Source organism: Bartonella sp. AP11XZML (genome assembly GCF_042196445.1).
GTDB lineage: Bacteria > Pseudomonadota > Alphaproteobacteria > Rhizobiales > Rhizobiaceae > Bartonella.
The window spans coordinates 37,882-63,045 of sequence record NZ_JBHIQF010000030.1; the positions used below are offsets into that span (position 1 = coordinate 37,882).

Here is a 25,164-nt window from a genome sequence, read left to right on the forward strand (position 1 = left end):
ATATTTTAATGATTAATATTTAATTTTAGCAAGAAAATTACAAGCACGTTGGCTTTTAGGATTGGTAAAAAATTTTTCAGAGGCTGCATCTTCAACAATTTTTCCATTTTCTAGAAAGAGTATTCTTTCTGAGACTTTACGTGCGAAGCCCATTTCATGGGTAACACAAAGCATTGTGATCCCTGTATCGGCTAATCGAGCCATCACTTCCAAAACTTCTCCCACACTTTCTGGATCAAGAGCAGAGGTTGGTTCATCAAAAAGCATGACTTCGGGTTCCATACAAAGTGCACGGGCAATCGCAACACGTTGTTGTTGCCCACCAGAAAGTTGTAAAGGATATTTTTCACAGTGTTTTTCAATACCAACATGCGTTAAGTAACGAATTGCCCGTTCCTGTGCTTGTTGTTTGGAAAGCCCTTGAACGGTCATAGGTGCTAAAATACAATTTTGTATAACGCTCATGTGGGGAAATAAATTAAAGTTCTGAAAGACCATTCCTATCTTACGAAGAACATTTTTTTGCTGTTGTATAGGTGCAGTATGGATATCAACGTTATGGATACAGATTGAACCTTTTTGTGCTTGTTCTAATTGATTAATACAACGAATTAACGTTGATTTTCCTGATCCGGATGGTCCACAAATAACGATATGTTCACCAGCTTGAACATTAAAGTTGATATCATGTAGGACCTGAAAGTTTCCATACCATTTATTTAGATTTTGGATAGAGATCACAGGGTTTTTACTGGGAGAGATCGATTTATTATTTTTCAAATTCATCTTATTTTATTCTTTCATTGATGAAGAACTTGATTAATTCAACATTTTGGTTTGGTAAAGTTTTTTATGATCATTTTATTTACCGTAAATATCGAGTGAGGCGCTGCTCGATAAAAACAATAAAACGATGAATGAGTTCAACGATAAAGAGATAGATAAGAGCAGCCCAAACGTAAACTTGAAAATCGAAAGTCCGTGAATAAGCGAGTTTAGCAACCCCCATTAAATCATAAACAGTAATAAGTGAGGCAACAGCACTGGATTTAATCATTAAAATCAACTCATTTCCTAAGGGGCGTAATGCTACAATCATTGCTTGTGGAAGAATAACTCTAAAAAATGTGACAGAGTTGCTTAAACCTAAAGCTTTTGATGCTTCGCGTTGTCCAGTTGTTACGGATAGAAAACTTCCTTTAAAGATCTCAGATTGATAGGCAGCAGAATTGAGTGTAAAAATAAAAAGACAACAATACCACGCGTTTTGAAAAAACCACCATAGCCCCACTTGTTGCCAAAAACTGTTCATTGAACCAAGCCCATAATAAAAAAGAAAGAGTTGAGCTAATAAAGGAGAGCCACGGAAAAAATAGACATAAGCATTTGCAAAATATTGTAAAAATGTATTCTCTGATAGACGTGCAAAAGCGATAATCATACCAAGAAAAAGGCCTAGAGAACAAGAAATAGAAACAAGTTCAACAGTAACAATAAAGCCATTAATAAATTTGGGTCCATAATGACTTAAAAGATCAGGATTAAAAAGAAAATAAAGCCACTCAGGAATCATTGACTTAGCACCTTTTTATAGCCTATTTGAGTGTATGTTTCCAAATGGCGTAAGATTGCAGTAAAAACCGCTGAAAATAACAAATAGAGTAAGCATGCTACAAAATAAAATAGCATGGGTTTATTGGTAGCCGCGACAGCTAAATTCGTTTGTCGCATGAGGTCAACAAGCGCGATTGTAGAAACAAGGGATGTATCTTTCAGTAAAGTAAGCCAATTATTAGAAAGTCCTGGCAAGGCATTTCGGATGAGTTGAGGGAAGACAATACGAAAAAATGTGGTTGTTCGTGAAAGGCCTAAAGCTTTAGCCGCTTCATATTGACCTTTATCAAAAATATTAAATGCTCCAAGCCAAACTTCACAAGAAAAAGCTGCAAGAACCATACTAAGAGCAAGAACACCAGCAACAAAAGCATTGATACTGAACATGATTTCAAAATTAAAATAGTCAAATAAATTTTGAATAAGGCTTTGTAATCCGTAGTAAACTAAAAACAAAGTTAAAAGCTCTGGTAATCCACGAAACACCGTTGAAAAGAGACGTGCTAGAGCTTTAGCTATCTTAATATTGGATCGAATCATTACTGCATTGAGAAGTCCTAGAGGAAATCCTAGAAGTCCACAACATAATGCCAATGACAAAGTCATTCCTGCACTGGAAAGTATAACCGCTCCCCATCCACCATTGCTAAATGATAGCAATGCTAAATTTTCAATCATTCTTGTATTCCTCATGAAAGAGTTAGATAATATTTTTTAGCAATAACCAACGGGTTTCATTAAAATATCATATTGATATTTAATAAACATCACTTGTAAAATATTTTCTCATAATTTTTTCATAAGTTCCATCCAAACGGATTTCTTTTATTGCTTCATTGAACTTATTTTTAAGATCATTATTATTTTGACGGACTGCAATTGCAACAGGAAATCTTGTTTCTTCTAGAGTTCCCAAGAGGAGACAACAATCTTTTCCTTCATTTTTAAGCCAATTTAATGCTTGTAATTTATCAACAATAATCACATCAAGTCGATGATTTAAAAGATCACGATTCACTTCTATTGTGGAAGGATAGAGTTTTATTTTCACCTCTCCAGAGGCAAAATGATCTTCTGCATAGAAAGCTTGTGTTGTATTTGATTGCACACCAAGATTTTTACCTCTAAAGTCTTTTGTCGAGATTTCTTTAATTCCCGAAGCTTTGGTAACAATAACAGCCAGTGCTGTATCGTAGTAAGGATCTGTAAAGTCAATTTTTTGTAAGCGCTCTTGTGTGAGAGAGAGGGAAGCAATGATAGCATCATATTTTTTTGCAATAAGTCCAGGGATCATTCCCTCGAAGTCTTGTGTAACAATAGTACACTCAACATTCATTTTTTTACAAAGTGCATAAGATATATCAATATCAAGTCCCTGCAATTTATTATTTGAGTCAATATAACTGAAGGGAGGATAGGTGCCTTCACTCGCAATTTTTAATGTTTTCGCATCAGCCAATTGGGTGAATAGTACGGCGCTTATTATAAGAGCTCCTGCTAATAGTTTCATGATGTTCTCCTATTGGATAAGCGGGCAATATGAAATCATTATGTTTTTATAATCTGTAAGCTTTTTGGGAGCAATTCAAAAATTTATTGATGTTTATTTTAGATCATTATGTTGGGCATTATTGATAAAAAAAGAATAAATATTTTATTGCTTGTATGATAGCTTAATTTTCACGAAATGATTGATTTGAATCATTTCATGAGTCAAAACTGAGATTTTTTTTGAAAATAAGGCTATTCAATTTGAACATAAAGAAAAAATTAGATTTTGATACGATAAAAATACAACCTTATTGTTGTCATTAGATTCTACAAAATGTTTAGATCTCAAGGAGCAATTAAAAGTTATTTTGATAAATGTAAATTTTCTTATAAAAATGCCGAATTTCCAATTATACCTGCATGTCCAATAAAGAGTTAAAGATACCTCTTAAATATACAGATTGAGTTTTAATTCATAGTGCTATCTAATTGATATCGAAAGTAAAATATTTTCTCATAATTTTCTCATAGGTTCCATCGGCGCGGATTTCTTCTATTGCTTTATTAAAACTGTTTTTAAGATCATTATTATTTTGACGGAGTGCAATTGCAATAGGAAAATTTGTTTCTTCTAGAGTTCCCAAGAGGAGACAGCAGTCTTTTCCTTCATTTTCAAGCCAATTTAATGCTTTTAATTTATCAAAGATGATGATATCAAGCCGATGGCTTAAAAGATCACGATTAACTTCTGTTGCTGTAGGATAAAGTTTGATATTAACTCCTTCAGAGGCATAATGATCTTCCGCATATGCAGCTTGTGTTGTACTTGATTGTACACCAAGGTTTTTACCTCTAAAGGCTTGTGTTGAGATTTCTTTAATTTCCGAATTTTTGGTAACGATAACAGCGAGTGCTGTATTGTAGTAAGGATCTGTAAAATCAATTTTTTGTAAGCGCTCTTTTGTAGGAGAGAGGGAAGAAACGATAGCATCATATTTTTTGGCAAGAAGACCGGGAATCATCCCCTCAAAGTCTTGTGTGACAATAGTACATTCAACATTCATTTTTTTACAAAGCGCATAAGATATATCAATATCAAACCCTTGCAGTTTGTTATTTGAGTCAATATAACTAAATGGCGGATAAGAAGAATCGCTTGCAATTTTCAGCGTTTGAGAATTGGCCGATAGGGTAAACAGTGTCGCGCTTATTATAAGAGCTCCTGCTAATAATTTCATTATGTTCTCCTATTAGATAAGCTGGCAAATATGAAACCATCATGAATTTTTATAATCTGTAAGCTCTTTTGGAGCAATGTAAAAAATTTATCTATGTTCATTTTGCTATCATTATGCTGAATATCATTATCAAAAAAATAATTTCTTTTTATCAAGTATGGGAATAAAAAATACAGGAAAGAAAGTCACCTCTTATTGATTATAGGGTAATTTTTAATAATTTTATTTAAAAATCAATAATTTATCTTTAAAAGAAAAACTATCAACTTAAATACAAAGAAAATTTCAGCTTTTAACAGGACAAAATGTAAAAGTGTTTTTATTCTAATTAGAGAAGCACTTAATGTAAGCTTTTTGCAATTTTATCTGAAGAAGATAGAAAGAAAAATTCTGACATTGCTAGATTTTAATATGTAATAAGGCTTTTAAACATGGGGGAATGATAGGGAATACATTTCCATTAAAGATAATGAGGATTATAAGGTAAAATTTTCAATTTCTTTTTGCTAAATGTTTGGCTAATTTGCAGAAGAGTATTCTCAATTTCTTTACAGAGCTAAAACTTAGAATTTTTTAGTAAATTTTTATGATGATGTTATCTCTGTAGAAAGAGTTTTAAAATCACGTTTTATAAAAATTCTTAAAGGATGTTTTTTGATTACTCTCAATAAAGCTTCAGTAAATTGAAGCTTTATTGATCTCTTTTTTTAATTTGTACGTTCATCTATAGGAACATAGTCACGCATAGCATAGCCTGTGTAGAGTTGTCGAGGACGACCAATTTTTTGTGCAGGGTCTTCAATCATTTCTTTCCATTGTGCCACCCACCCGACACTGCGCGCCAATGCAAAAAGGACAGTAAACATTTCAGTTGGAAAACCTAGAGCTTTTAATGTAATGCCGGAATAGAAATCAACATTGGGATAAAGCTTTTTCTCAATAAAATATTCATCACTTAAGGCAATTTTTTCAAGCTCTATTGCAATATCAAGAAGAGGGTCATCTTGAATGTTGAGTTCTTTTAAAACTTTATGACAGGTTTTTTGCATGATTTTTGCACGTGGATCATAATTTTTATAGACACGGTGCCCAAAGCCCATAAGGCGGAAAGGATCATTTTTATCTTTTGCACGTGCAATAAATTCAGGAATTCTTTTAATAGAACCTATTTCTTGTAGCATTTTTAGACATGCTTCATTGGCACCACCATGTGCTGGTCCCCAAAGGCATGCAACTCCTGCTGCAATACAGGCAAACGGATTAGCACCTGAGGATCCAGCAAGACGTACCGTAGATGTAGAAGCATTTTGTTCATGATCTGCATGAAGGGTAAATATTTGATCCATCGCCCGAGCAAGCACAGGGTTTGTTTTATATTCTTCACAAGGAACAGCAAAGCACATATGGAGGAAATTTGCAGCATAACTAAGATCATTACGTGGATAAACAAATGCTTGTCCAATACTGTATTTATAGGCCATAGCAGCAAGCGTTGGAACTTTTGAGATAAGACGAACAGAAGCAATCATTCTCTGGTGAGGATCTGTAATATCAATAGAGTCGTGATAGAACGCAGACATAGCGCCAAGGCAGGCAACCATGACGGCCATAGGATGAGAATCACGACGGAAGCCATGGAAGAAGCGTGCAAATTGTTCGTGGACCATGGTATGCTGCATAATACATCGATCAAATTCATTTTTTTCTTGCTGTGTTGGGAGTTCACCATAAAGTAAAAGATAACAACTTTCGAGAAAGTCTCCTTTTTCAGCCAATTGATCAATAGGATAACCACGATAAAGCAATATGCCTTTATCACCATCGATATAAGTAATTTTTGATTCACAAGAAGCTGTTGAAGTAAAACCAGGATCATAAGTAAAAATATCGGTTTTTTTATAGAGAGAAGCAATTTCAATGACTTCAGGTCCACTCGTGCCTTTACGCAAGGGAAGCTCTACTTTTTTATCATTCACAATAATATATGCGTTATTCTCAGACATTCGGTATTCCTTTCAGATCCTTCACTTCTAAAAATTAAGACTCTGCTTCATCAGAGTGGGGGATGTATAACTGAAGCTTTTCTTACTTATATTAAGGGTAGATTGCCTCTAAAAGTGAGTACATGCAATCTAAAAATATTTCCTTATTGATCATTATTACTCAATAAGAAATGTATTTCAATGATATAACATAAAAAACTCTTTTAAGGCGCGTTGAGATATCTGTATAGATCCTTATTTGAGGAAATATACTCAGTGCACATCATGGGCATATTGTTGTGATAAGTTGGTCCTTGATGCGATGAAGGGATTCATCGCGTCCTAATAAAATAAGAACATCCAAAACACCTGGTGATGTTGCACATCCTGTAAGAGCTGCGCGAAGTGGTTGGGCGATAGATCCAAATTTGAGATTCTGTGTTTGGACAAAAGAGCGAAGTGTTTCATCTAGAGTTTTTGTATCCCAAGAGGGGCAAGCTTTCAGAGCAAGATAAAGATCGTTTAAAATGGTTCGTCCATTTTTATCTAAGAGCATTTGAGCTTTTTCATCAAGTTGTAAAGGTCGTTGCGTAAAAATGAAGGAGGCATTGTCAATCAGTTCGCACAGTGTTTTTGAACGTTCTTTCAAATGCGGGATTGCTTTTAAAAATTGAACACGGCGTTTTTCATCAAGTTTTTCAATAATTTGTGCTCCCCTATCGGTTTCTGGTAGAACATTAAGAGCGGCATCAAAAAGTTCTTGATCATTACTCATACGCATATAGTGTCCGTTGATGGAATCGAGCTTTTTGAGATCAAAACGAGCAGCACCTTTGTTAATATCCTCAATATCAAACCAAGAAATCATATCTTTAAGTGACATCAGTTCGTCATCACCATGACTCCAACCTAAACGGACAAGGTAATTGCGCAAAGCAGCAGGAAGATATCCCATTGTTCGGTAGGCATCAACACCGAGCGCACCATGTCGCTTTGATAATTTTGCACCGTTTTCACCATGGATAAGAGGAATATGGGCCATAACAGGAATGTCCCATCCCATTGCTTTAAAGATAATCGTTTGTCGGGCTGCGTTGGTAAGATGATCGTCACCACGTATAATATGTGTGATGCCCATATCATGATCATCAACGACAACAGCATGCATATAGGTAGGCGAACCATCAGAACGCAAAATAATGAAGTCATCGAGATCTTTATTGGGAAAACGGACATCACCTTGAACACGATCATGTACAACCGTTTCTCCATCTTGAGGGGCTTTGATGCGAATAACAGGCTTAACACCTTTAGGAGCTTCAGAACTGTCACGGTCCCGCCAACGTCCATCATAACGGGGTGGGCGCCTTTCTGTACGGGCTTTTTCACGCATTTCAGCTAACTCCTCAGGTGAAGCATAACAATAATATGCTTTGCCATTCTTGACCAACTGTTCAGCGATTTGGCGGTGACGTTCTGCACGTTCGAATTGCGAAATAGGGGCGCCATCATAACTAAGACCCATCCAGTGCAAGCCATCTATAATAGCCTTTACAGCTGCTTCTGTTGAACGCTCTCGGTCTGTATCTTCAATTCGTAAAAGCATTTTTCCACCGGTATGTTTTGCATAAAGCCAATTAAAAAGAGCAGTACGAGCACCACCAATGTGAAGGAAGCCAGTGGGTGAAGGGGCAAAACGAGTAATAACAGACACGAATATTTTCCTTTAAACTAAGATATTACTTATGGAATTTTATAGAAAAGTCATGTTAGCATAAGTGATGGGGCGTGCAATAGCCGTATTGCGAGTTAAAGTGGGGGACTGATGTTTTATAAAAGTAAAGAGGGTTTATCCGAAAAATCTGTTACAGAAAGAAAAAAGCCATGTCAGATAGGGCAGAGTGTTTTTTCTAGGTATGATGATGCAAAGAACGGTAGCTATAATCAACAAAAACTTTTTTTATTGACACTCTTAAAAGAAGTAATCATTTTTTTTCGCAAATGGTTAGAAGATTGTATTAATAAAGAAGTTTCTTTTGGTATCCTTTTTTCGCTGATTTTAGTTTTTTTTGCCCTAGGAATCATTTTCTATTTTCATTTAGAGTGGGAACCAAGTTGGGGACAATTGGGGGCGTTGGTCAGTATTTTTCTGGGAATATTCTATATTGCACGTTTTTATCGAAAAATATGGATTCCCGTGGGGTTTCTGTTTTGTATTATATTGGGTGCTTTAGCGGCAAAAATAGAAACGTGGCGTATTGCAACACCCATGCTAAGCAGTGACATTGTCACTACATTGACGGGAAGAATTGTTTCTATTGAGTCAGGTGCCAAAGGAGGATTTCGTTTAGTTTTGGAGATTTTGAATACAGAAAATCCTGTATTACGCCATAGTCTTCATCGTGTTCGTTTATCGGCAAGATATTTGCCATCTGGCTTAGCGATTGGTGATGGACTGCATGGAAAAGTTAAGATTCGTGCATTCTCTGGGCCTGTGCGTCCAGGAGGCTACGATTTTAGTTTTCATAATTATTTTAAAAGAATTGGAGCACAAGGCGTTTATTTAGAAAAACCAAGAAAAATATTCGTTTCGCAGCCTGATGGAATATTCGCTATCATTCTACAGAAAATTGAAAATTTACGCACGAAGATGACACAAAGAATCCATATAGCCCTTGAAGGAGAAAAGGGGAGTGTTGCAGCTGCCCTCATAACAGGGCAGCGTGCTGGTATTTCAAATGAGACAAATGAAGCATTACGTACAGCTGGATTAGCCCATATTTTATCAATATCAGGTTTACATATGGCGTTGTTAAGCGGCATAGTTCTTTTGAGTATCCGTAGTTTTTTAGCATTTTTTCCAGTTTTTTCTTCCTATTATTCCAGTAAAAAATTTGCTGCTATCGTTGCTTTTATGATAACAGCTTTTTATTTGTTATTGTCGGGCTTAGCAATATCAGCGCAAAGAAGTTTTGTGATGATTGCTGTTATGTTGGTTGCTATATTGTGTAATCGCTCTGCTATAACAATGCGTAATTTCTCCATTGCAGGGTTGATAACTCTAGCGATGACACCCCATGAAATATTAGGTCCTAGCTTTCAAATGTCCTTTTCTGCGACTGCTGCTTTGATCGCTTTTTTTGATTGGTGGAGTGGAAGATCATTTTTTCGTAAAAGAAAAACAACACCCTCTTATGTTGGAGGAGGAGTGATAAATTTTGTTTTCTCATCGATGCTTTCAACATGTGCTTCTTCCTTTGTTGCAGGGAGTGCAAGTGGAATTTATGCTGCTTATCATTTTTCTAATATGGCATCTTTGAGCATTATTAGTAATGCTTTTGCTTTGCCTGTCATCTCAATTTTTGTCATTCCCTTTGGATTAATCGCAGTTCTTGCAATGTTAGGAGGATTCGAATGGCTTCCTCTTCAAATTATGGGTTTTGGAGTTGATCTTGTAATAAAGATTGCACATGCTATCAAGGCTATTTCTCCTGATTTGAATCCTGGTTTTATGCCGTTATCAGCGTTAGTTTTATTGAGCATAGGCTTGGTTGGACTGACTTTTTGCAAAACACCCATCCGGCTCTTTTTTAGTTTGTTTATTTTGGCAGGTATTTCTATTTGTGTATTGCATTCACCTGTACAACTGATTATAGCAGATAATATGCGCCTCGTGGGCGTTATTCATGATAAAAAATTATATATTGATCGTTACCATATTTCTAAGTTCACGACATCCATATGGAAAAAGTCATTTCGTGTGAATGAAACGATTAAACCAACAAAATATGGTCCTTCGTTACACGGACAATTTATTTGTGATTATCATGTATGTACATCTTTATTGGATAATGGATTAAAAGTGATCGTTTTACAGAGAGAAACAGATCAATGTGTAGAGGCAGATATTCTCATTCAGACATTTGTGATGCATAATCCAACTTGTTACAAGAAGGCAAAAATAGTATTTATGCCTCAACAATTGTTATCACGAGGAAGCGTTATGATGACCAAAGGTGGAGATATTATTTGGTCTTCTCTAGGGTTTCATAGACCATGGAATATGCACAGACAGCATTCATAAAAACATATAATCGGTCATATTTTGCTTCACATTTGGATAATGACAAAACAAAAAATAACAGAAGACTTTTCTCATAATATTTTACGGTATTTAGATTGGTAATTTTATCAACGTCATTGAAACGAGATAATAATCTACAGTTTTCTAGAAATAGATGATTTTTTATATCTGATCATTTTAATTTTTTCAAAAAAATTGATATGTGCATCTTTGTGCATCCTATTGATAGCACAAGATAAATCAAAAATTCTTATTGAATGAAAAAAATGCTAACAAATCTTCTCAAAGAAATAAAAAAGATAATTGTTGATTATTCTATTTTATTCTTATCATATATTTCTATAACGGGTAACATCTCTTCAAGCAAAAGATGATGGTAAATTTAAATAGATTGCGTCAAGAGGTTATCTTTTATTATCATTATTATCGGTGGTAATAGGGGTGATAAATGCTGCTTATACGGATAGAAGGCAAAGTCATTCATGAATGTTCAGCAGTTAAAAAAAATGGCAGCTATTAAAGCGCTTGAGTTTGTTGAAGATGGTATGCGGCTTGGTATCGGATCTGGTTCGACAGTCAATGAATTTATTCATCTTCTAGGTGAGCGTGTTGCGGATGGTTTGCGTGTGACTGGTGTTGCTACTTCAAGATATTCTGAACAACTCTGTCATAAGTTTGGAGTGCCTGTTAGCACTTTAGAACAAATACCTGAGCTGGACCTTGATATTGACGGAGCAGATGAAATTGGTCCTGAGATGATGCTCATTAAAGGGGGAGGGGGAGCATTGTTGTATGAAAAAATTGTAGCATCGGCATCTCGTGCAATGCTTGTCATTGCGGATGAAACAAAGGTGGTAAAAAGACTTGGTGCTTTTGCACTACCAATTGAAGTTAATCCATTTGGTATCCACACAACATGTAGAGCCATTGAAAAAGTCGCTGATGATTTAGGGCTTTCTGGGAAAATTTCATTGCGAATGAATGGAAAAGATCCTTTTGAAACAGATGGTGGCCATTTTATTCTTGATGCATTTTGGGGCTGCATTTTGCAACCAAAACCATTATCGGATGCACTTCTTGCTATTCCTGGTGTTGTTGAGCATGGCCTTTTTTTGGGGTTGGCTTCACGTGCAATTGTCGCTATGGCTGATGGTCAAATAAAAGTTTTAGAACCGTTTGATTTTTAGAAAAGGCATTTACATGATGATATGTTAGCACAGTAAATAAAGGGTCTTAAAGATTTTAGGTAGAATAACGAATTAAAATTATAATTAGCTATCGGGGTAATCATTAAATGAAAATAATATTTTCTTTTCAGCGTTTTGTCGTATATTTTGGTGTAATTGCTATTTTTTTTGTAAATGTTGGAACGGTTTATGCACAAGGTGTGAGTGATCAACATTTGGATTCAGCGCGAAAGGCAATCAGAGCTATTCATGCAACGGATCAATTTGATAGTTTTTTACCAAATGCGGTCCATGATTTCAAAAATGAACTGATCAGCGATGATCCGAATTTAGCAACAGCTATTTCTGATATTGTTGATAAGCAGGCGCTTGCTTTAATTAAAAGGCGCTCTGATCTAGAAAAAGAGATTGCTCATGTATATGCAAAATATTTTACTCAAAAAGAGCTTGATGCGATAACAACATTTTATAATTCTGATACCGGTAAAAAGTTTTTGACAGAAGTCCCCAATATTGCACGTGATTCTTATTCAGCATTTGATATATGGCGTACTGCTCTTATGCGGGATCTTATAGAAAATGTGAAAAAAGAGATGTCTGAAACACTTAATTTGAATAATTCTACTATGCCTACAAATATGCCAATAAAATCAGAATCTTCAGAAAATAAAAAATAGCTTGATCGATATCATGACAACAATGGGCAATTTCTGATTTTTTTAATAGCGGCGGTTTTCCCGCCGTTTTTAATATTTTAATGAGAGTAGGTCTTTTTAGAATACTGCTTTATAAAAAAGGCTTCTTCAAAAGAAAAAAAGACTTTCATTTGATAATAAAAGACCTTAGCCTACTCTTGCAGCTATATAAGAAGGAATAATTCGTGGGCTCTTTTGATTTTGATTTATTTGTTATTGGAAGTGGTTCTGGTGGAGTGCGTGCAGCACGGCTTGTTGGAGGTCTTGGCAAGCGGGTCGCTATAGCAGAGGAATATCGTATAGGGGGCACTTGTGTTATTCGTGGTTGCGTTCCCAAAAAACTTTATGTTTATGCCTCACAATATGTAAAAGAATTTAAGAAAAGTGTTGGTTTTGGGTGGGAATATGCGGATCCAATTTTTAGCTGGGAAAAGTTGGTTGCAGCTAAAAATAAAGAAATATCAAGGTTAGAAGGGCTGTATCGTAAGGGATTAGAAAATAACAATGTGCATATTTATGAAAGTCGTGCTACTTTTATAGATGATCACACATTAGAGCTTTCTGCCACGGGTGAGCGGGTAAGTGCAGAAAAAATTTTGATTGCAACGGGAGCAAAATTTGCACAAAATACTCCCATAGAAGGTGGTGAATTTTGCCTTACTTCTAATGAGATTTTTGACCTTGATCAACTCCCAAAATCAATAGTCATTGTTGGTGGAGGGTATATTGGTGTTGAATTTGCTAATATTTTTCATGAATTAGGTGTAAAAACAACACTCCTCCATCGGAGTGATTTAATCCTTCGTAATTTTGATCATGATTTGCGGCAATTGCTCAGCGATGCAATGATTGAAAAAGGGATTTCTATTCTCTACGGAATAACAATTTCTAAAGTGCAGGCTGCAGAAAATTGTTATGAAGTTGTTTTATCAAATGGGAAAATAATCAGTGCCGATCAGATTATGTTGGCTACGGGGCGTGTACCAAATACAACGGGTTTAAGACTTGATAGGGCAGGTGTTCAAGTGGATGAATTTGGTGCAGTTGTTGTTGATGAGAAAATGACAACAAATATCCCCCATATTTGGGCTGTTGGTGATGTAACAGGTCATATTCAATTAACACCTGTTGCGATTCATGATGCAATGTGTTTTGTTAAGACAGCATTTGAGAATATTCCCACAACACCTGATTATGATTTAATTACAACAGCAGTTTTTTCACAGCCAGAGATTGGAACGGTGGGTCTTTCAGAAGAAGAGGCGGTAGAGCGTTATAAGCGTCTTGAAATTTATCGTACAGTTTTTCGTCCTATGCGTAATGTTCTTTCTGGTAGTTCAGAGAAAATGCTTATGAAACTCATTGTTGATGGTGAAAGCCGTATTGTTGTGGGCGCTCATATTTTAGGGGAAAATGCTGGTGAGATGGCACAGCTTATAGGGATATCTCTCAAGGGTAAGCTGACGAAGGATATCTTTGACGAGACGATGGCAGTGCATCCAACGATGGCAGAAGAATTGGTAACAATGTATAAACCAAGTTATATATATGAAAATGGGAAGAAAATAGAAAGTTAAACAGCATATATTATGGTAAAAAGTTTTTGATATGCTAATCTTTAAGCTTAATCTTTAGAGAGAGTGTAATGATAAAAGAATGGGCGCCTGACACTTGGAGAACAAGGCCAATTAAACAAGTTCCGACTTATCCGGATAAGTCTATGTTAGAAGATGTTGAGCGAAAACTGAGAAGCTATCCTCCTTTAGTTTTTGCCGGTGAAGCACGTGATTTAAAAAATGAATTAGCAGCCGTTGCGAAAGGCCAAGCTTTTTTATTACAAGGTGGTGATTGTGCCGAAAGCTTTGCAGAACATGAAGCTGATAATATCCGTGATTTTTTTCGCGTATTTTTGCAAATGGCGATTGTTTTAACCTTTGGTAGTTCTAAACCGGTTGTTAAGATTGGTCGTATTGCTGGTCAATTTGCAAAGCCTCGCTCTTCTGATATAGAAAGAAAAGAGGGGGTTGAATTTCCTGCTTATCGTGGGGATATTATTAATGGCATTGAATTTGAAGCCGGTTCTCGTATTCCAGATCCGCAACGGATGTCTATGGCTTATCGCCAATCTGCGGCAACACTTAATCTATTGCGTGCTTTTTCACAAGGTGGCTATGCTAATTTAGAAAATGTTCACACATGGATGTTGAGTTTTGTTTCTAACAGTCCGCAGGGGGAACGTTATGAATTATTGGCAGAGCGTATTTCTGAAGCAATTGATTTTATGCGTTCTATAGGGATTACATCCAAAACACATTCTTCATTGCGTGAAACATCTTTTTATACCAGTCATGAAGCACTGTTGCTTGGTTATGAAGAGGCTTTGACTCGGATTGATTCAACTTCAGGAAATTGGTATGCAACATCTGGTCATATGCTATGGATTGGTGACCGTACGCGTCAGATTGACCATGCTCACGTTGAATATTGTCGCGGCATTAAAAATCCTATAGGATTAAAATGTGGTCCTTCCATTGAGTCTGATGAGCTTTTAAAATTAATTGATATTTTAAATCCTGAAAACGAGTTGGGGCGGCTTACTCTCATTACGCGCTTTGGTTATGATAAAGTTGAACGTTATCTGCCTAAACTCATCCGTGCCGTTGAACGCGAGAAGCGTGCGGTTATATGGTCATGTGATCCAATGCATGGCAATACAATTACTGCCAATGGTTATAAGACGCGTCCCTTTGATTATGTTTTAAAAGAAGTAGAGAATTTTTTTGCAGTGCATCGTGGAGAAGGAACTTATCCAGGAGGCATTCATATTGAGATGACAGGTCGTGATGTTACTGAATGTACAGGAGGGGCGCACGCCATTTCTGTGGACGATTTATCTGATCGTTATCATACGCAATGTGATCCACGGTTAAATGCAGATCAAGCGTTAGAATTGGCTTTTCTTGTTGCTGAACTCCTTAAAAAAAATCGCGTGACTGACTCGTTAGCAATTGCTGCTGGGGGGTAGGCAAAAATTTGCTTAATATTTTTAGGTCATTATGGCAGAAAAGAATTTTAAAAAATGATGTTTCCGATGATGAAGAATAAAGTTGTGGTTGCTAAACTGATGAAATGATACAAAGGCTTATGAAAAATGATTTTCGGGTATCAATTGCCCAATTGAATCCTATTGTCGGTGATATTAAGGGAAATTTTTCTTTAGCTGTCATGGCGCATCAAAAGGCCAAAGAAGAGGGGGCTGATCTTGTTTTATTCACGGAACTTTTTATAAGCGCTTATCCGCCGGAAGATCTTGTTCTAAAACCTGCTTTTACAAAAACATGTGAAGAGACTGTTGAGAAATTAGCAAAGATAACCGTAGGCGGACCAGGAATTGTTATTGGTCTTCCATTAAGGCGCAATGGTAATATTTACAACGCTGTCATGGTTCTTGATGAAGGGAAAGTCATTGCCGAATGTTTGAAGTTTGATTTACCTAATTATGCTGAATTTGATGAAAAGCGTTTATTTTCTTCAGGTCCACGTCCTCAGCCTATTGTCTATCATGGAATTAAATTAGGAATAGTCATTTGTGAGGATCTTTGGAATGATTCCTCTCTTAGTACAGAGCTTAAAGATAAAGGAGCGGAAATTATTCTTGTCCTTAACGGATCTCCTTATTATCGTAATAAAACATTAAAACGTATAGACGTTGTTCATACACAGGCTCTACAATCTGGAGTGCCAATTATCTACGCTAATCAAGTAGGTGGTCAAGATGAGCTCGTTTTTGATGGTGGGTCTTTTGCCTTGAATGGACAAGGCAAAAAGATATTTCAAATGAAACACTTTGATAGCCATATTGCTTTAAGCCATTGGCAAAAAACAACGACGGGATGGCACTGTATTTCAGGTCCTAATGAAAGTCTTCTCAATGGATTAGCGGCTGATTATCAAGCTTGTGTTTTGGGGTTGAAAGATTACATTAATAAAAACGGCTTTAAGGATGTTATTCTTGGTCTTTCAGGAGGAATTGATTCAGCCCTGTGTACGGCAATGGCGGTGGATGCTCTTGGTGCTGAGAGGGTTCGCACCATTATGATGCCCTATCATTATACTTCGCAAGAATCATTAAAAGATGCCAAAAAATGTGCTGATCTTTTGGGATGTCGTTATGAAATCATACCGATTGCACAACCTGTTGAGGCTTTTTTAAAGACAATGGCACCTGTTTTTTCAGGGTTACCCTCTGACGTCACAGAGGAAAATCTTCAAAGTCGTATACGCGGTACACTTTTAATGGCGCTTTCAAATAAATTCGGCTCAATGGTGGTAACGACAGGCAATAAGTCAGAAATGGCTGTGGGATATACAACACTGTATGGGGATATGAATGGCGGGTTTAATCCTCTTAAAGATATTTATAAAATGCAAGTTTATGCATTAGCGGAGTGGCGCAATAAAAATCACTTGCACAATTTGAGAGGACCAGAAGGAATGATCATTCCATCCAATATTATAGAAAAAGCACCCTCTGCAGAGCTGCGGGAAAATCAAAAAGATGAAGATTCTCTTCCGCCTTATCCTATTTTAGATGATATATTACAATCTCTTGTAGAAAATGACATGAGTATTTGTGATATTGTTAAACGTGGACATTCACGAGAAACTGTTGCGAAAGTTGAACAGCTTCTTTATGGTGCCGAATATAAAAGGCGTCAATCTGCGCCTGGTGTAAAAATCAGTTACAAAAATTTCGGACGCGATCGTCGCTATCCTATAGTCAATCATTTTCGCGATAAAAATTGAGTATTATTTTATGGTTAAAGTTCGTTTTGCTCCCTCTCCAACAGGTTATATTCATATTGGCAATATCCGTATTGCGCTTTTCAACTGGCTTTATGCGCAAGCGTATAAGGGAGAATTTATTTTACGCTATGATGATACAGATATTGAACGTTCTAAACAAGAATATATCGATGCTATTGCTGTTGACCTTGAATGGCTTGGTATTCAACCAGATGCAATTTATTACCAATCCAAGCGATTTAATCGATATGATGAAGTGGCAGAAATTCTCAAACAACGTGGCCTTCTTTATCCTTGTTATGAGACAACAGAGGAATTAGAGCGGCGTCGTAAAATCCAGCTTTCACGCAAATTGCCTCCTGTTTATGACCGTGCAGCATTGAAGTTGACAACAGAAGAGAGAAAAAACTTTGAATCACAAGGTCGTAAACCCCATTGGCGTTTTCTTCTTCCTAATTTTGAAAGTGATCCTTTACACACAAAGCGAACAGAAGTTTGCTGGAATGATGCAATAAAGGGAAAGCAGACGATTGATTTAGCTTCTCTTTCAGATCCTGTTCTTATTCGTGAAGATGGAACCTATCTTTATACATTGCCGTCTATTGTTGATGATGTAGATATGGCTATTACGCATATTATTCGTGGGGATGATCATATTACAAATACAGGCGCTCAAATTGCTCTTTTTAAAGCTCTTAATGCAGAATTACCGGTTTTTGCTCATACCAATTTATTGGCGACAGTTTTAGGAAAAGGATTTTCAAAACGTAATAATGATCTTTCTATTCGTTCTCTACGGGAAGAAGGATTTGAATCTATAGCTGTTCAATGCCTTGCCGTTTTGATTGGGACATCGCAAAATGTGCGTCCCTATCCCAATCAAGCTGCGCTTTTAGAGCATTTTAATCTCCAAGATACGTCAATATCCGTTGCAAAATTTGATATTGCTGATCTTCTTGCTTTGAATAGTCATCTTGTCCATGAGTTAACCTATGAGGAAGTAAAAATGCGCCTTAAAAAACTTTCTATTGAGGGAGATAAAGCGGAATATTTCTGGAACGCGATAAGAAGCAATATTAATAAAGTCAATGAAGCTGTTTTTTGGTGGAAAATCATTCATGATGAACAGAATTTTGATACAGTAGCACTAGAGGATCGTGCTTTTGTGCACCAATCACTCGATTTCTTACCTGAAGGTGCTTTGAATGAGGAAAGTTGGAAAATTTGGACAACAGCATTAAAAGAAAAAACAGGTCGAAAAGGAAAAGCTTTATTTATGCCATTACGTCAGGCACTTACGGGCATGGATCATGGACCTGAAATGGGAAAAATTTTGCAGCTTTTAGGGCGTGAAAAGGTAACGGAAAGGCTCTCTAGGAAATAAGAGCGGATTTTTTAAAAGTATTTCGTTCATTTCACTCTTAAAGAGAGTAAAGAACGGGTTTATTTACACGTTTTTATAAGCATGAAAGCAGGAATATCATCACCAAATCCAATGGGCGTGTAATTCTTATTTTTTCGTGAGCGTTGTTGCTCAGATGGCTTCTCCTTATTATTTGCATTTTTGATATATTCTGTTTTATTCTCTTCTACAGATTTTTTAGTGTGAGCAACAGTCTCTTTTGGAGCAGTTTTCTTTGATGGTTTTGAAGATTTTTTCTTTACAACAATATCTTCTGTTTGATCATCGGCTATTAAAGTTGAGAGATCTCCATTGAGCCATTCAATTTTTTCATTACTCATTTCTTCGATGGCATTGATATATTTTTGATCAGCTTTTGTGACAATTGTAAAAGCTTTTCCGCTGCGATTTGCACGCCCTGTACGACCAATTCGATGGATATAGTCTTCAGCATGTGTAGGAACATCATAGTTAAATACATGACTTACAGCTGGAATATCGAGTCCACGGGCAGCAACATCAGAAGCAACAAGAAGTGTAAGTTTATTATTTTTAAAATCAGCTAGGGTGTTCATGCGCGAATATTGGTCCATATCTCCATGAAGTGCCCCTACATTAAAGTTATGTTTGATGAGCGATCTAAAAAGTTCAGAGATATCTCTCTTTCGATTACAGAAAATGATTGCATTTTGAAGCTCTGCACCTTCATTTTGGATAAGCTCTCGTAAAACCGCTCTTTTATCCCATGATTTATTTCCAGATTTGACAAGCCGTTGTGTAATTGTGGTAGCTGTTGAGGATGCTTTTGTAACTTCAACAGATACAGGAGAATGTAAAAATTGTTTCGTTAGTTTTGTAATTTCTGGCGCCATTGTTGCAGAAAAGAACAAAGTTTGACGCGTAAAAGGGGTTAGCTTACAGATGCGTTCAATATCAGGAATAAAGCCCATATCCAACATGCGATCAGCTTCATCAATCACAAGGATTTCAACGCCCATCAGGAGCAGTTTACCGCGCTCGCAATGATCAAGAAGGCGCCCTGGTGTTGCTATAAGAACATCAGCTCCCCGTTCAAGTTTGCGATCTTGGAGTTCAAAAGAAACTCCACCAATCAAAAGAGCAACATTTAAACGATGATTTATTCCGTATTTATCAAAATTTTCTTCAACTTGAGCTGCAATTTCTCTTGTTGGTTCTAAGATGAGTGTACGGGGCATTCGTGCTCTTGCACGACCTTTTTCAAGGAGAGTGAGCATAGGCAATACGAAAGAGGCGGTTTTACCTGTTCCCGTTTGGGCGATTCCTAAAACGTCTTTTCTTTGAAGGACATGCGGAATTGTTTCACTTTGAATAGGTGTCGGAGCTGTATACCCCGCTGATTTCACCGCATTAATAACCTTTGCGGAAAGACCTAAATCATCAAAACTGTTTAAAGATGGTATCATTTTTTTATCAACTGCTCTGTGATTTTAACTGCGCTATCTAATGATGATTATAACCAATATTCTACACTCTTTAAAAGTGTTAAGATGTTTTCACAAAAAAAACTAACTATAACAATCATATACATATAAAACGCATAATACAATCATTAATAGCGAAATTGTTCTGATAAAATGCGCTCATCCCATGAATGATTTGAGTCAAAAAGGATTGAAGCTGTTACTTCTGTTGCCATTGAAATAGTAACTGAATGGACAGATTTAACTTCAATATTATCTGCAGCAGCGTTTACAGGGCGTTTGTCAGGTTCAAGCATATCAAAGCGCACTGTTACTGTATCGGGAAGCAAAGCTCCATGCCAACGCCGAGGGCGAAAAGGGCTAACGGGAGTGAGGGCCATAAGGGGAGCCATAAGAGGTAAGATAGGTCCTTGTGCTGATAAATTATAGGCGGTTGATCCAGCTGGTGTAGCGACGAGGACACCATCACAACTTAATTGTTCCATGCGTACGTTGTTATCAATGGTGATGCGAATTTTTGCCGCTTGATAAGATTGCCGAAAGAGGGATACTTCATTAATTGCAAGCGCCTCGATAGAATCTTGACATTCAGATTTTGCAATCATGCGCAGGGGATGGATTTCTTTTTTATGTGCGGCAGCAATACGATTGGGCAATTTTTTTTCATGAAATTCATTCATAAGAAACCCTACAGAACCTTGATTCATACCATAAATAGGTTTGCCTGTGTTCATGACATCTCGTACGGTTTGTAACATTGTCCCATCACCACCGATTGCAACAACAATATCAGTTTCTTCCAGAGAAGAATGACCATAAACGGAAATTAATTTATGGGTAGCTTTGATAGCCTCCTCAGTTTCTGCGGAAATAAAATGAAAGCGACTTGGTAATGTAGCCATTTAAAAATTATCCTGATACTTATAATTTATGTTGTAACTTATTTTTGAGAGTTTTGAAGTTGTAATAAAAGCTCTTTTTATAATAAAAAGAGCATTGAATAAAGAGAAGTTATTTCAAGGTAAAGTATCATTAAAAAGTAAAAGGAATGCGTCGTTAGATAAACTACAAACGAGTAATTTTTTTATTAGAATGATAATTTAGCATTGAAGCTAAGAGTATGATTAGTTAAAAGACCATAACTGATTTTAATAATCAGTGTGAAGCACCCGTAGCTCAGCTGGATAGAGCGCTGCCCTCCGAAGGCAGAGGTCACAGATTCGAATTCTGTCGGGTGCACCAAATTCTTCAACTTCATATCATCCCAAATAACAATATTACCTAAAAAGAAGCCAATTTCCTCTTTATGAAAATGGTTATTCGAGTTGTTTATTAAGTTTTGCAGCGAATAAGCAAATAATTTTAAGAGAAGTAAAATTTACGGCTGCGTATATAATTTTTCGGTTAGCCATTTTGAACATCGAGATAAAAAAGCAAGATTATCTAAATGTGCTTTCAATTTAACTATAAACATTTATAATATAAAAATACATATTAATTCAATATGTTATTGTACAACTGATCTGGCGATGTTGATAGTAGATCGCTAAATATATTGTTTTGAGCATTAAAATAGATAGCTAAATTTGCTTTTATTCTATTTTTGGAGTTAAAGGTCGTTATGGTGATATGGAACGCAGATGAGGAATATCACCAGTTAAAGGAATAATAAGGGGGAAAAAACAACCGTCAAGATTTGAATTGTTTCAAAATGCTGTATTCGATATGGTTTTGATATGGGTATCTGGTGATTTCTCTATACACCAATATTGCCAGTTATGTTGGGTGAGGGATTGTTTACTTTTAATCAACTTTCTTATATACTAAACGCTAATTATGGTGGTTATTTAGTTGGGAGTATGTTCTTTACGTTTGGCAGAATTGGGATTATATTTCTTGCTCCTCGCATACTATCTTGTGCAGCTATAGTAATGAGTGCACTTAATTATTTTCATGGCGTTAACACTTAGTCCTTTTGATCCGTTTTGCTGCTGGTGTTGCGAGTGTAGCAATGATGGTTTTTGGTTCTATTATGGTCATGCAGCATAGCCATATGGGCGGGTTATTGCTTCGCTTTATGCAGGTGTAGGAGTTGGTATTCTACTACTAGGTAATGAATATGTTATTATTAGTTTGAACAGAGCGCTTGATGCAACAAACATTTGGTTTGGAGCTGGCTTAATGTCTGTTCAAAACTTTTAAAAACATACAGGTTTAATTATGATAACTATATCAAAAAACACCTCCGTTATTTCTTTCATTGCAAATGAAACCGCTCCTGTTAATCAGAAAAAACCATCCAAAATATGAATAGATCAATCAAATGGATTTCGTGACTGGTCATGTATATATATATATATATTATCGCATTCGTGCTTTAAACGATTTTGGTGATGTAAAAAAAGGCGATCTAGATGCTTTTATTGAAAATGAAAGCAATCTCTCTCATGATGGTAATTGCTGGGTTGCTGATAATGTCTGTGTTGTAAAATCTGGTTGTGTTTATGAAAATATAAGGGGCTATGGCAATGCTGCCATTGGTGGCTATGTGTATGGCAATACCCTTATATGTGATAAAACCCATGTGTATTTTGGTGTTCATGTTTATGACAATGCTCATCTTTCTTATAACGTTTGAGTTTATCATTAAGCGCGGGTTTATGGGAATGCAAAATTATCCGGTAGTGCACGTATTCATAGCAATGCCGCGGTTTATGATCATGCGGTTGTTAGGCAAGGTTTACGGCAATGCTAGCGTGGGGTGTCATACTAAGGTCTACGGCTCTGTTTATGGCAATGCCAAGATCTCCTGATTATATCGTGATTAGAAGTAATGTATATGGCAATGCAAGAATAAAAAGACATAGCGATTTATATTCGGTTCCCATAAATTGTGAGGTTTATGAAAGTGATGATGTTATCAAGATTGATAAACAGAATAAATGACAGACGTGGAGGGTGCTTCTTTGATGGTTATAAACGCATCATAAAAGAAAGCTGTGCCAATTGATATGACGCTGCTTTTAAATAGAGGTACTACAGATCATACAAAAGAAGTCAATAATAGAATGCATGTATACAAAACGTATCACATTGCAAACGCTCTATTCTATTGATTAAAACTGATCAAAAGGAACGTAAATGACAGCTATGATCTTTAATCACTCATTTGAATTACAGAACCTATAAACACTTTATGTATGGCTATAAAGCGTATTAAGAATAATGCTCGCATTTTTGAAGTGGTCATTTGACATAAAGTACATTATCAAAATGTCTCAACGCTTGGTAGGTTCATATCAAGACAATCAAGAGAAAATGCGTATTAAGTGAATATTTGTAACAAAACCCGTTGTTTACATTTACGAACATTGGTTTTTAAAAGCAGCTTTTCATAAGACAATAAACAACCGCTTTTTATAAAATCTAAGGCTTTTAAACTGTTATAAATCTAGGTTTCAAACGTATTTATAGAGATATCATTTTATGTCTCTAAACGTTTAAACGTTCATTTAGTGAGGTTCTCATAAGCGTATTTTCACTTTGCATTTAAACATAACTTCTTTTCAAATAAGCCGCTCTATATTTGGGCTGGCAAAATTAACCAGCCCAAATTTGAGCTCGTTAACTTTAGAGTAGAGCAGTCTTTAATATTGTCGCTTTTGACTCAAAATTGAGTAAAACACCATGCCTTTGTAATATGATTGCAATCCTTTTGAAATTTATCTACTTATCTTTGTCTTAATAAGTATCCTCAAATTTGAGGGGATTTCATTTGGTTTCGTATTTTTAAACTGTAACTTTTAAAACGTTTTTTGCTTGTTTGCCTGCGTTATATCATTAAAAATCTTTTGATTTCTACGACATAACATTATCAATTTCATTACCTGTTGTGATGATAATATCTATATAATGTCTGCTTATTATTGACTAACTTTTTAGTAAGCGCCGCTTTAAAATCGACTTGTCTTTAAATCCTTTTATGTGCCCTTAATGAATTAAAACCTATTCTATGATAGTTTCAAATGATTATTTCTTTTAAGGTTTAGCTCAAAAAAAGAGTAAACCCCATACCATTCTTTAAACGCATGCAATTTATGTTATCGATAATTTCAAACGATTACGTTTTTAATAATGCGATTTGTGTGTGATAAAAACGTATCATAAAATTTATGAACTGTTATGAATGATAGCTGCGTTCACTTCATTTGAATGTTTACATGCGTTATAACATTTGCATCATGATTTGCTTTTTATGGTCTATCCATACATGGTAATTGTTTATGAAAAATGGTTAATTAAATCACGTATAAAAATGTAGATTTTAAATGGGATTCATATAAAATAATTGCATGCAAACTATTGACTTTATTATATTTTTTTATGAATAAGATTCCCTCTCGTTTAGACGTTGCAAAAGAAATCACCAAAGACCTTATTGATAAGATTCTTCTCTTACACGGCGTTATCACTTTTGTTTGCAAAAATCTGCTTCGCTTTTGACTTTTGATATGGATACAACCTCTTTTGAGGTAGAGCAAAGAATTTTTTAATCATGGAGAGTGCAACAGTGTTCTTCAAAAATCTTGATTGGTTTGTTGAAAAAATTAAAGAGGTAGATAATTATTCAGCATGTTATCAACTACCAGATTGTGAAGTACAAATTCTTTATAATGACGCAATTATCAAAGGTTATCCGTAAGTTGATGTTGGAGTTTCGATTAGTACTGGTATTTTAGCTGCTGCCTATATGGTAATTGATCCCTATCAATTCTCAGCACTTACAAGATCTACAACTTGATTTTTATAAAAAGGGATTGAGAGTTTGTGAAGAAGAAATATATGCGGATTGGTTGGAATTAAGCGGGATTATGTCTTGAAATAGGCGATAGAAAAAATTGATCTTCATAAATGCTTTTATTCCAGATATGGAGCACCACCTTGGCGATAGAGTGAAGTTGGAGGGCACATAAAGGTTATCAAGGTAGATGATGCAGATTATAGCTTACTTCATATTGGTGCACTAGCTTTATTGGGTGATGTTGCAACCTTACAATCTTATTACCAAATTTTCAGTACAGAGGATCATTTAGGCTTTGATGAAAATACCTAACAGATTCATTTTGAACGTGCATTGGCTTTAGTCAAAGAAGTAGTCAAATCTAAGCAACTCAGCTACGCTTTCATTGCAAAAGTAGTAAA

At 35.9% G+C, this 25,164-nt stretch carries 21 protein-coding genes and 1 tRNA gene; 13 read left to right on the forward strand and 9 right to left on the reverse strand.

Annotated features, from left to right (window positions below; genetic code table 11):
* Positions 1–12 precede the first annotated feature (12 nt).
* From ACFIMG_RS02725 to gltX (ACFIMG_RS02755), 7 genes are all read right to left on the reverse strand, one after another.
* Positions 13–786 (reverse strand): amino acid ABC transporter ATP-binding protein, encoded by a 774-nt coding sequence (locus ACFIMG_RS02725; RefSeq protein ID WP_375678417.1) that lies wholly within the window; start codon positions 784–786, stop codon positions 13–15.
* Between the two features lie 79 nt (positions 787–865).
* Positions 866–1,573, reverse strand: coding sequence for an ABC transporter permease (locus ACFIMG_RS02730; RefSeq protein ID WP_375612132.1), 708 nt, complete (start codon positions 1,571–1,573; stop codon positions 866–868).
* Entirely contained in the window at positions 1,570–2,292 is a 723-nt protein-coding gene (locus ACFIMG_RS02735; protein WP_375678416.1) for an ABC transporter permease, read from the reverse strand. Before ACFIMG_RS02735 ends, ACFIMG_RS02730 begins: the two co-directional genes overlap by 4 nt.
* 79 nt (positions 2,293–2,371) lie before the next feature.
* Positions 2,372–3,124 carry a transporter substrate-binding domain-containing protein gene (locus ACFIMG_RS02740; RefSeq protein WP_375678415.1) on the reverse strand — a complete coding sequence of 251 codons (753 nt, stop codon included), beginning with the start codon at positions 3,122–3,124 and terminating at the stop codon, positions 2,372–2,374.
* Positions 3,125–3,590: 466 nt separating this feature from the next.
* Entirely contained in the window at positions 3,591–4,343 is a 753-nt protein-coding gene (locus tag ACFIMG_RS02745) for a transporter substrate-binding domain-containing protein (RefSeq protein WP_375678414.1), read from the reverse strand.
* Positions 4,344–5,050: 707 nt separating this feature from the next.
* Positions 5,051–6,346, reverse strand: coding sequence for a citrate synthase (gltA, locus tag ACFIMG_RS02750; RefSeq protein WP_375678413.1), 1,296 nt, complete (start codon positions 6,344–6,346; stop codon positions 5,051–5,053).
* Positions 6,347–6,608: 262 nt separating this feature from the next.
* Positions 6,609–8,039 carry a glutamate--tRNA ligase gene (gene gltX / locus ACFIMG_RS02755; RefSeq protein ID WP_375678412.1) on the reverse strand — a complete coding sequence of 477 codons (1,431 nt, stop codon included), beginning with the start codon at positions 8,037–8,039 and terminating at the stop codon, positions 6,609–6,611.
* Positions 8,040–8,150: 111 nt separating this feature from the next.
* Here gltX (ACFIMG_RS02755) and ACFIMG_RS02760 point away from each other — a divergent pair, with 111 nt between their 5' ends.
* The 7 genes from ACFIMG_RS02760 (at position 8,151) to gltX (ACFIMG_RS02790) (ending at position 18,481) form a co-directional block, all read left to right on the forward strand.
* Entirely contained in the window at positions 8,151–10,409 is a 2,259-nt protein-coding gene (locus tag ACFIMG_RS02760; RefSeq protein WP_375678411.1) for a ComEC/Rec2 family competence protein, read from the forward strand.
* A 482-nt stretch (positions 10,410–10,891) separates the two neighbouring features.
* Complete coding sequence (gene rpiA / locus ACFIMG_RS02765; protein ID WP_375674320.1) at positions 10,892–11,596, forward strand: ribose-5-phosphate isomerase RpiA; 705 nt, start codon at positions 10,892–10,894, stop codon at positions 11,594–11,596.
* Positions 11,597–11,703: 107 nt separating this feature from the next.
* Entirely contained in the window at positions 11,704–12,273 is a 570-nt protein-coding gene (locus tag ACFIMG_RS02770; protein ID WP_375674319.1) for a DUF2059 domain-containing protein, read from the forward strand.
* 203 nt (positions 12,274–12,476) lie between these two features.
* Complete coding sequence (gor, locus tag ACFIMG_RS02775; protein ID WP_375678410.1) at positions 12,477–13,868, forward strand: glutathione-disulfide reductase; 1,392 nt, start codon at positions 12,477–12,479, stop codon at positions 13,866–13,868.
* A 68-nt stretch (positions 13,869–13,936) separates the two neighbouring features.
* Positions 13,937–15,316, forward strand: a complete 1,380-nt coding sequence (locus ACFIMG_RS02780; RefSeq protein ID WP_375678409.1) for a class II 3-deoxy-7-phosphoheptulonate synthase — start codon at positions 13,937–13,939, stop codon at positions 15,314–15,316.
* 119 nt (positions 15,317–15,435) lie between these two features.
* Positions 15,436–17,097, forward strand: coding sequence for an NAD+ synthase (locus tag ACFIMG_RS02785; RefSeq protein ID WP_375678408.1), 1,662 nt, complete (start codon positions 15,436–15,438; stop codon positions 17,095–17,097).
* A gap of 10 nt (positions 17,098–17,107) precedes the next feature.
* Positions 17,108–18,481 (forward strand): glutamate--tRNA ligase, encoded by a 1,374-nt coding sequence (gene gltX / locus ACFIMG_RS02790; protein WP_375678407.1) that lies wholly within the window; start codon positions 17,108–17,110, stop codon positions 18,479–18,481.
* A gap of 59 nt (positions 18,482–18,540) precedes the next feature.
* On the opposite strand, the gene ACFIMG_RS02795 is transcribed toward gltX (ACFIMG_RS02790), so the two are convergent.
* Positions 18,541–19,944, reverse strand: a complete 1,404-nt coding sequence (locus ACFIMG_RS02795) for a DEAD/DEAH box helicase (RefSeq protein ID WP_375620798.1) — start codon at positions 19,942–19,944, stop codon at positions 18,541–18,543.
* A gap of 146 nt (positions 19,945–20,090) precedes the next feature.
* The gene (locus ACFIMG_RS02800) at positions 20,091–20,864 is read right to left on the reverse strand and encodes an NAD kinase (protein ID WP_375612145.1); all 774 of its coding nucleotides are present in this window, start codon (positions 20,862–20,864) and stop codon (positions 20,091–20,093) included.
* A 263-nt stretch (positions 20,865–21,127) separates the two neighbouring features.
* Here ACFIMG_RS02800 and ACFIMG_RS02805 point away from each other — a divergent pair.
* From ACFIMG_RS02805 to ACFIMG_RS02830, 6 genes are all read left to right on the forward strand, one after another.
* Positions 21,128–21,204 (forward strand) — tRNA-Arg (locus ACFIMG_RS02805).
* A 536-nt stretch (positions 21,205–21,740) separates the two neighbouring features.
* On the forward strand, positions 21,741–21,932 hold the full coding sequence (locus ACFIMG_RS02810) for a hypothetical protein (protein WP_375678406.1): 192 nt from the start codon (positions 21,741–21,743) through the stop codon (positions 21,930–21,932).
* A gap of 127 nt (positions 21,933–22,059) precedes the next feature.
* Entirely contained in the window at positions 22,060–22,164 is a 105-nt protein-coding gene (locus tag ACFIMG_RS02815; RefSeq protein ID WP_375613508.1) for a hypothetical protein, read from the forward strand.
* A 130-nt stretch (positions 22,165–22,294) separates the two neighbouring features.
* Positions 22,295–22,600: a hypothetical protein gene (locus ACFIMG_RS02820; protein ID WP_375678405.1), complete on the forward strand. Its 306-nt coding sequence runs from the start codon at positions 22,295–22,297 to the stop codon at positions 22,598–22,600.
* Between the two features lie 28 nt (positions 22,601–22,628).
* Positions 22,629–22,775, forward strand: a complete 147-nt coding sequence (locus ACFIMG_RS02825; protein WP_375632361.1) for a hypothetical protein — start codon at positions 22,629–22,631, stop codon at positions 22,773–22,775.
* Between the two features lie 2,201 nt (positions 22,776–24,976).
* Complete coding sequence (locus ACFIMG_RS02830; protein ID WP_375632822.1) at positions 24,977–25,075, forward strand: hypothetical protein; 99 nt, start codon at positions 24,977–24,979, stop codon at positions 25,073–25,075.
* Positions 25,076–25,164: the final 89 nt, after the last annotated feature.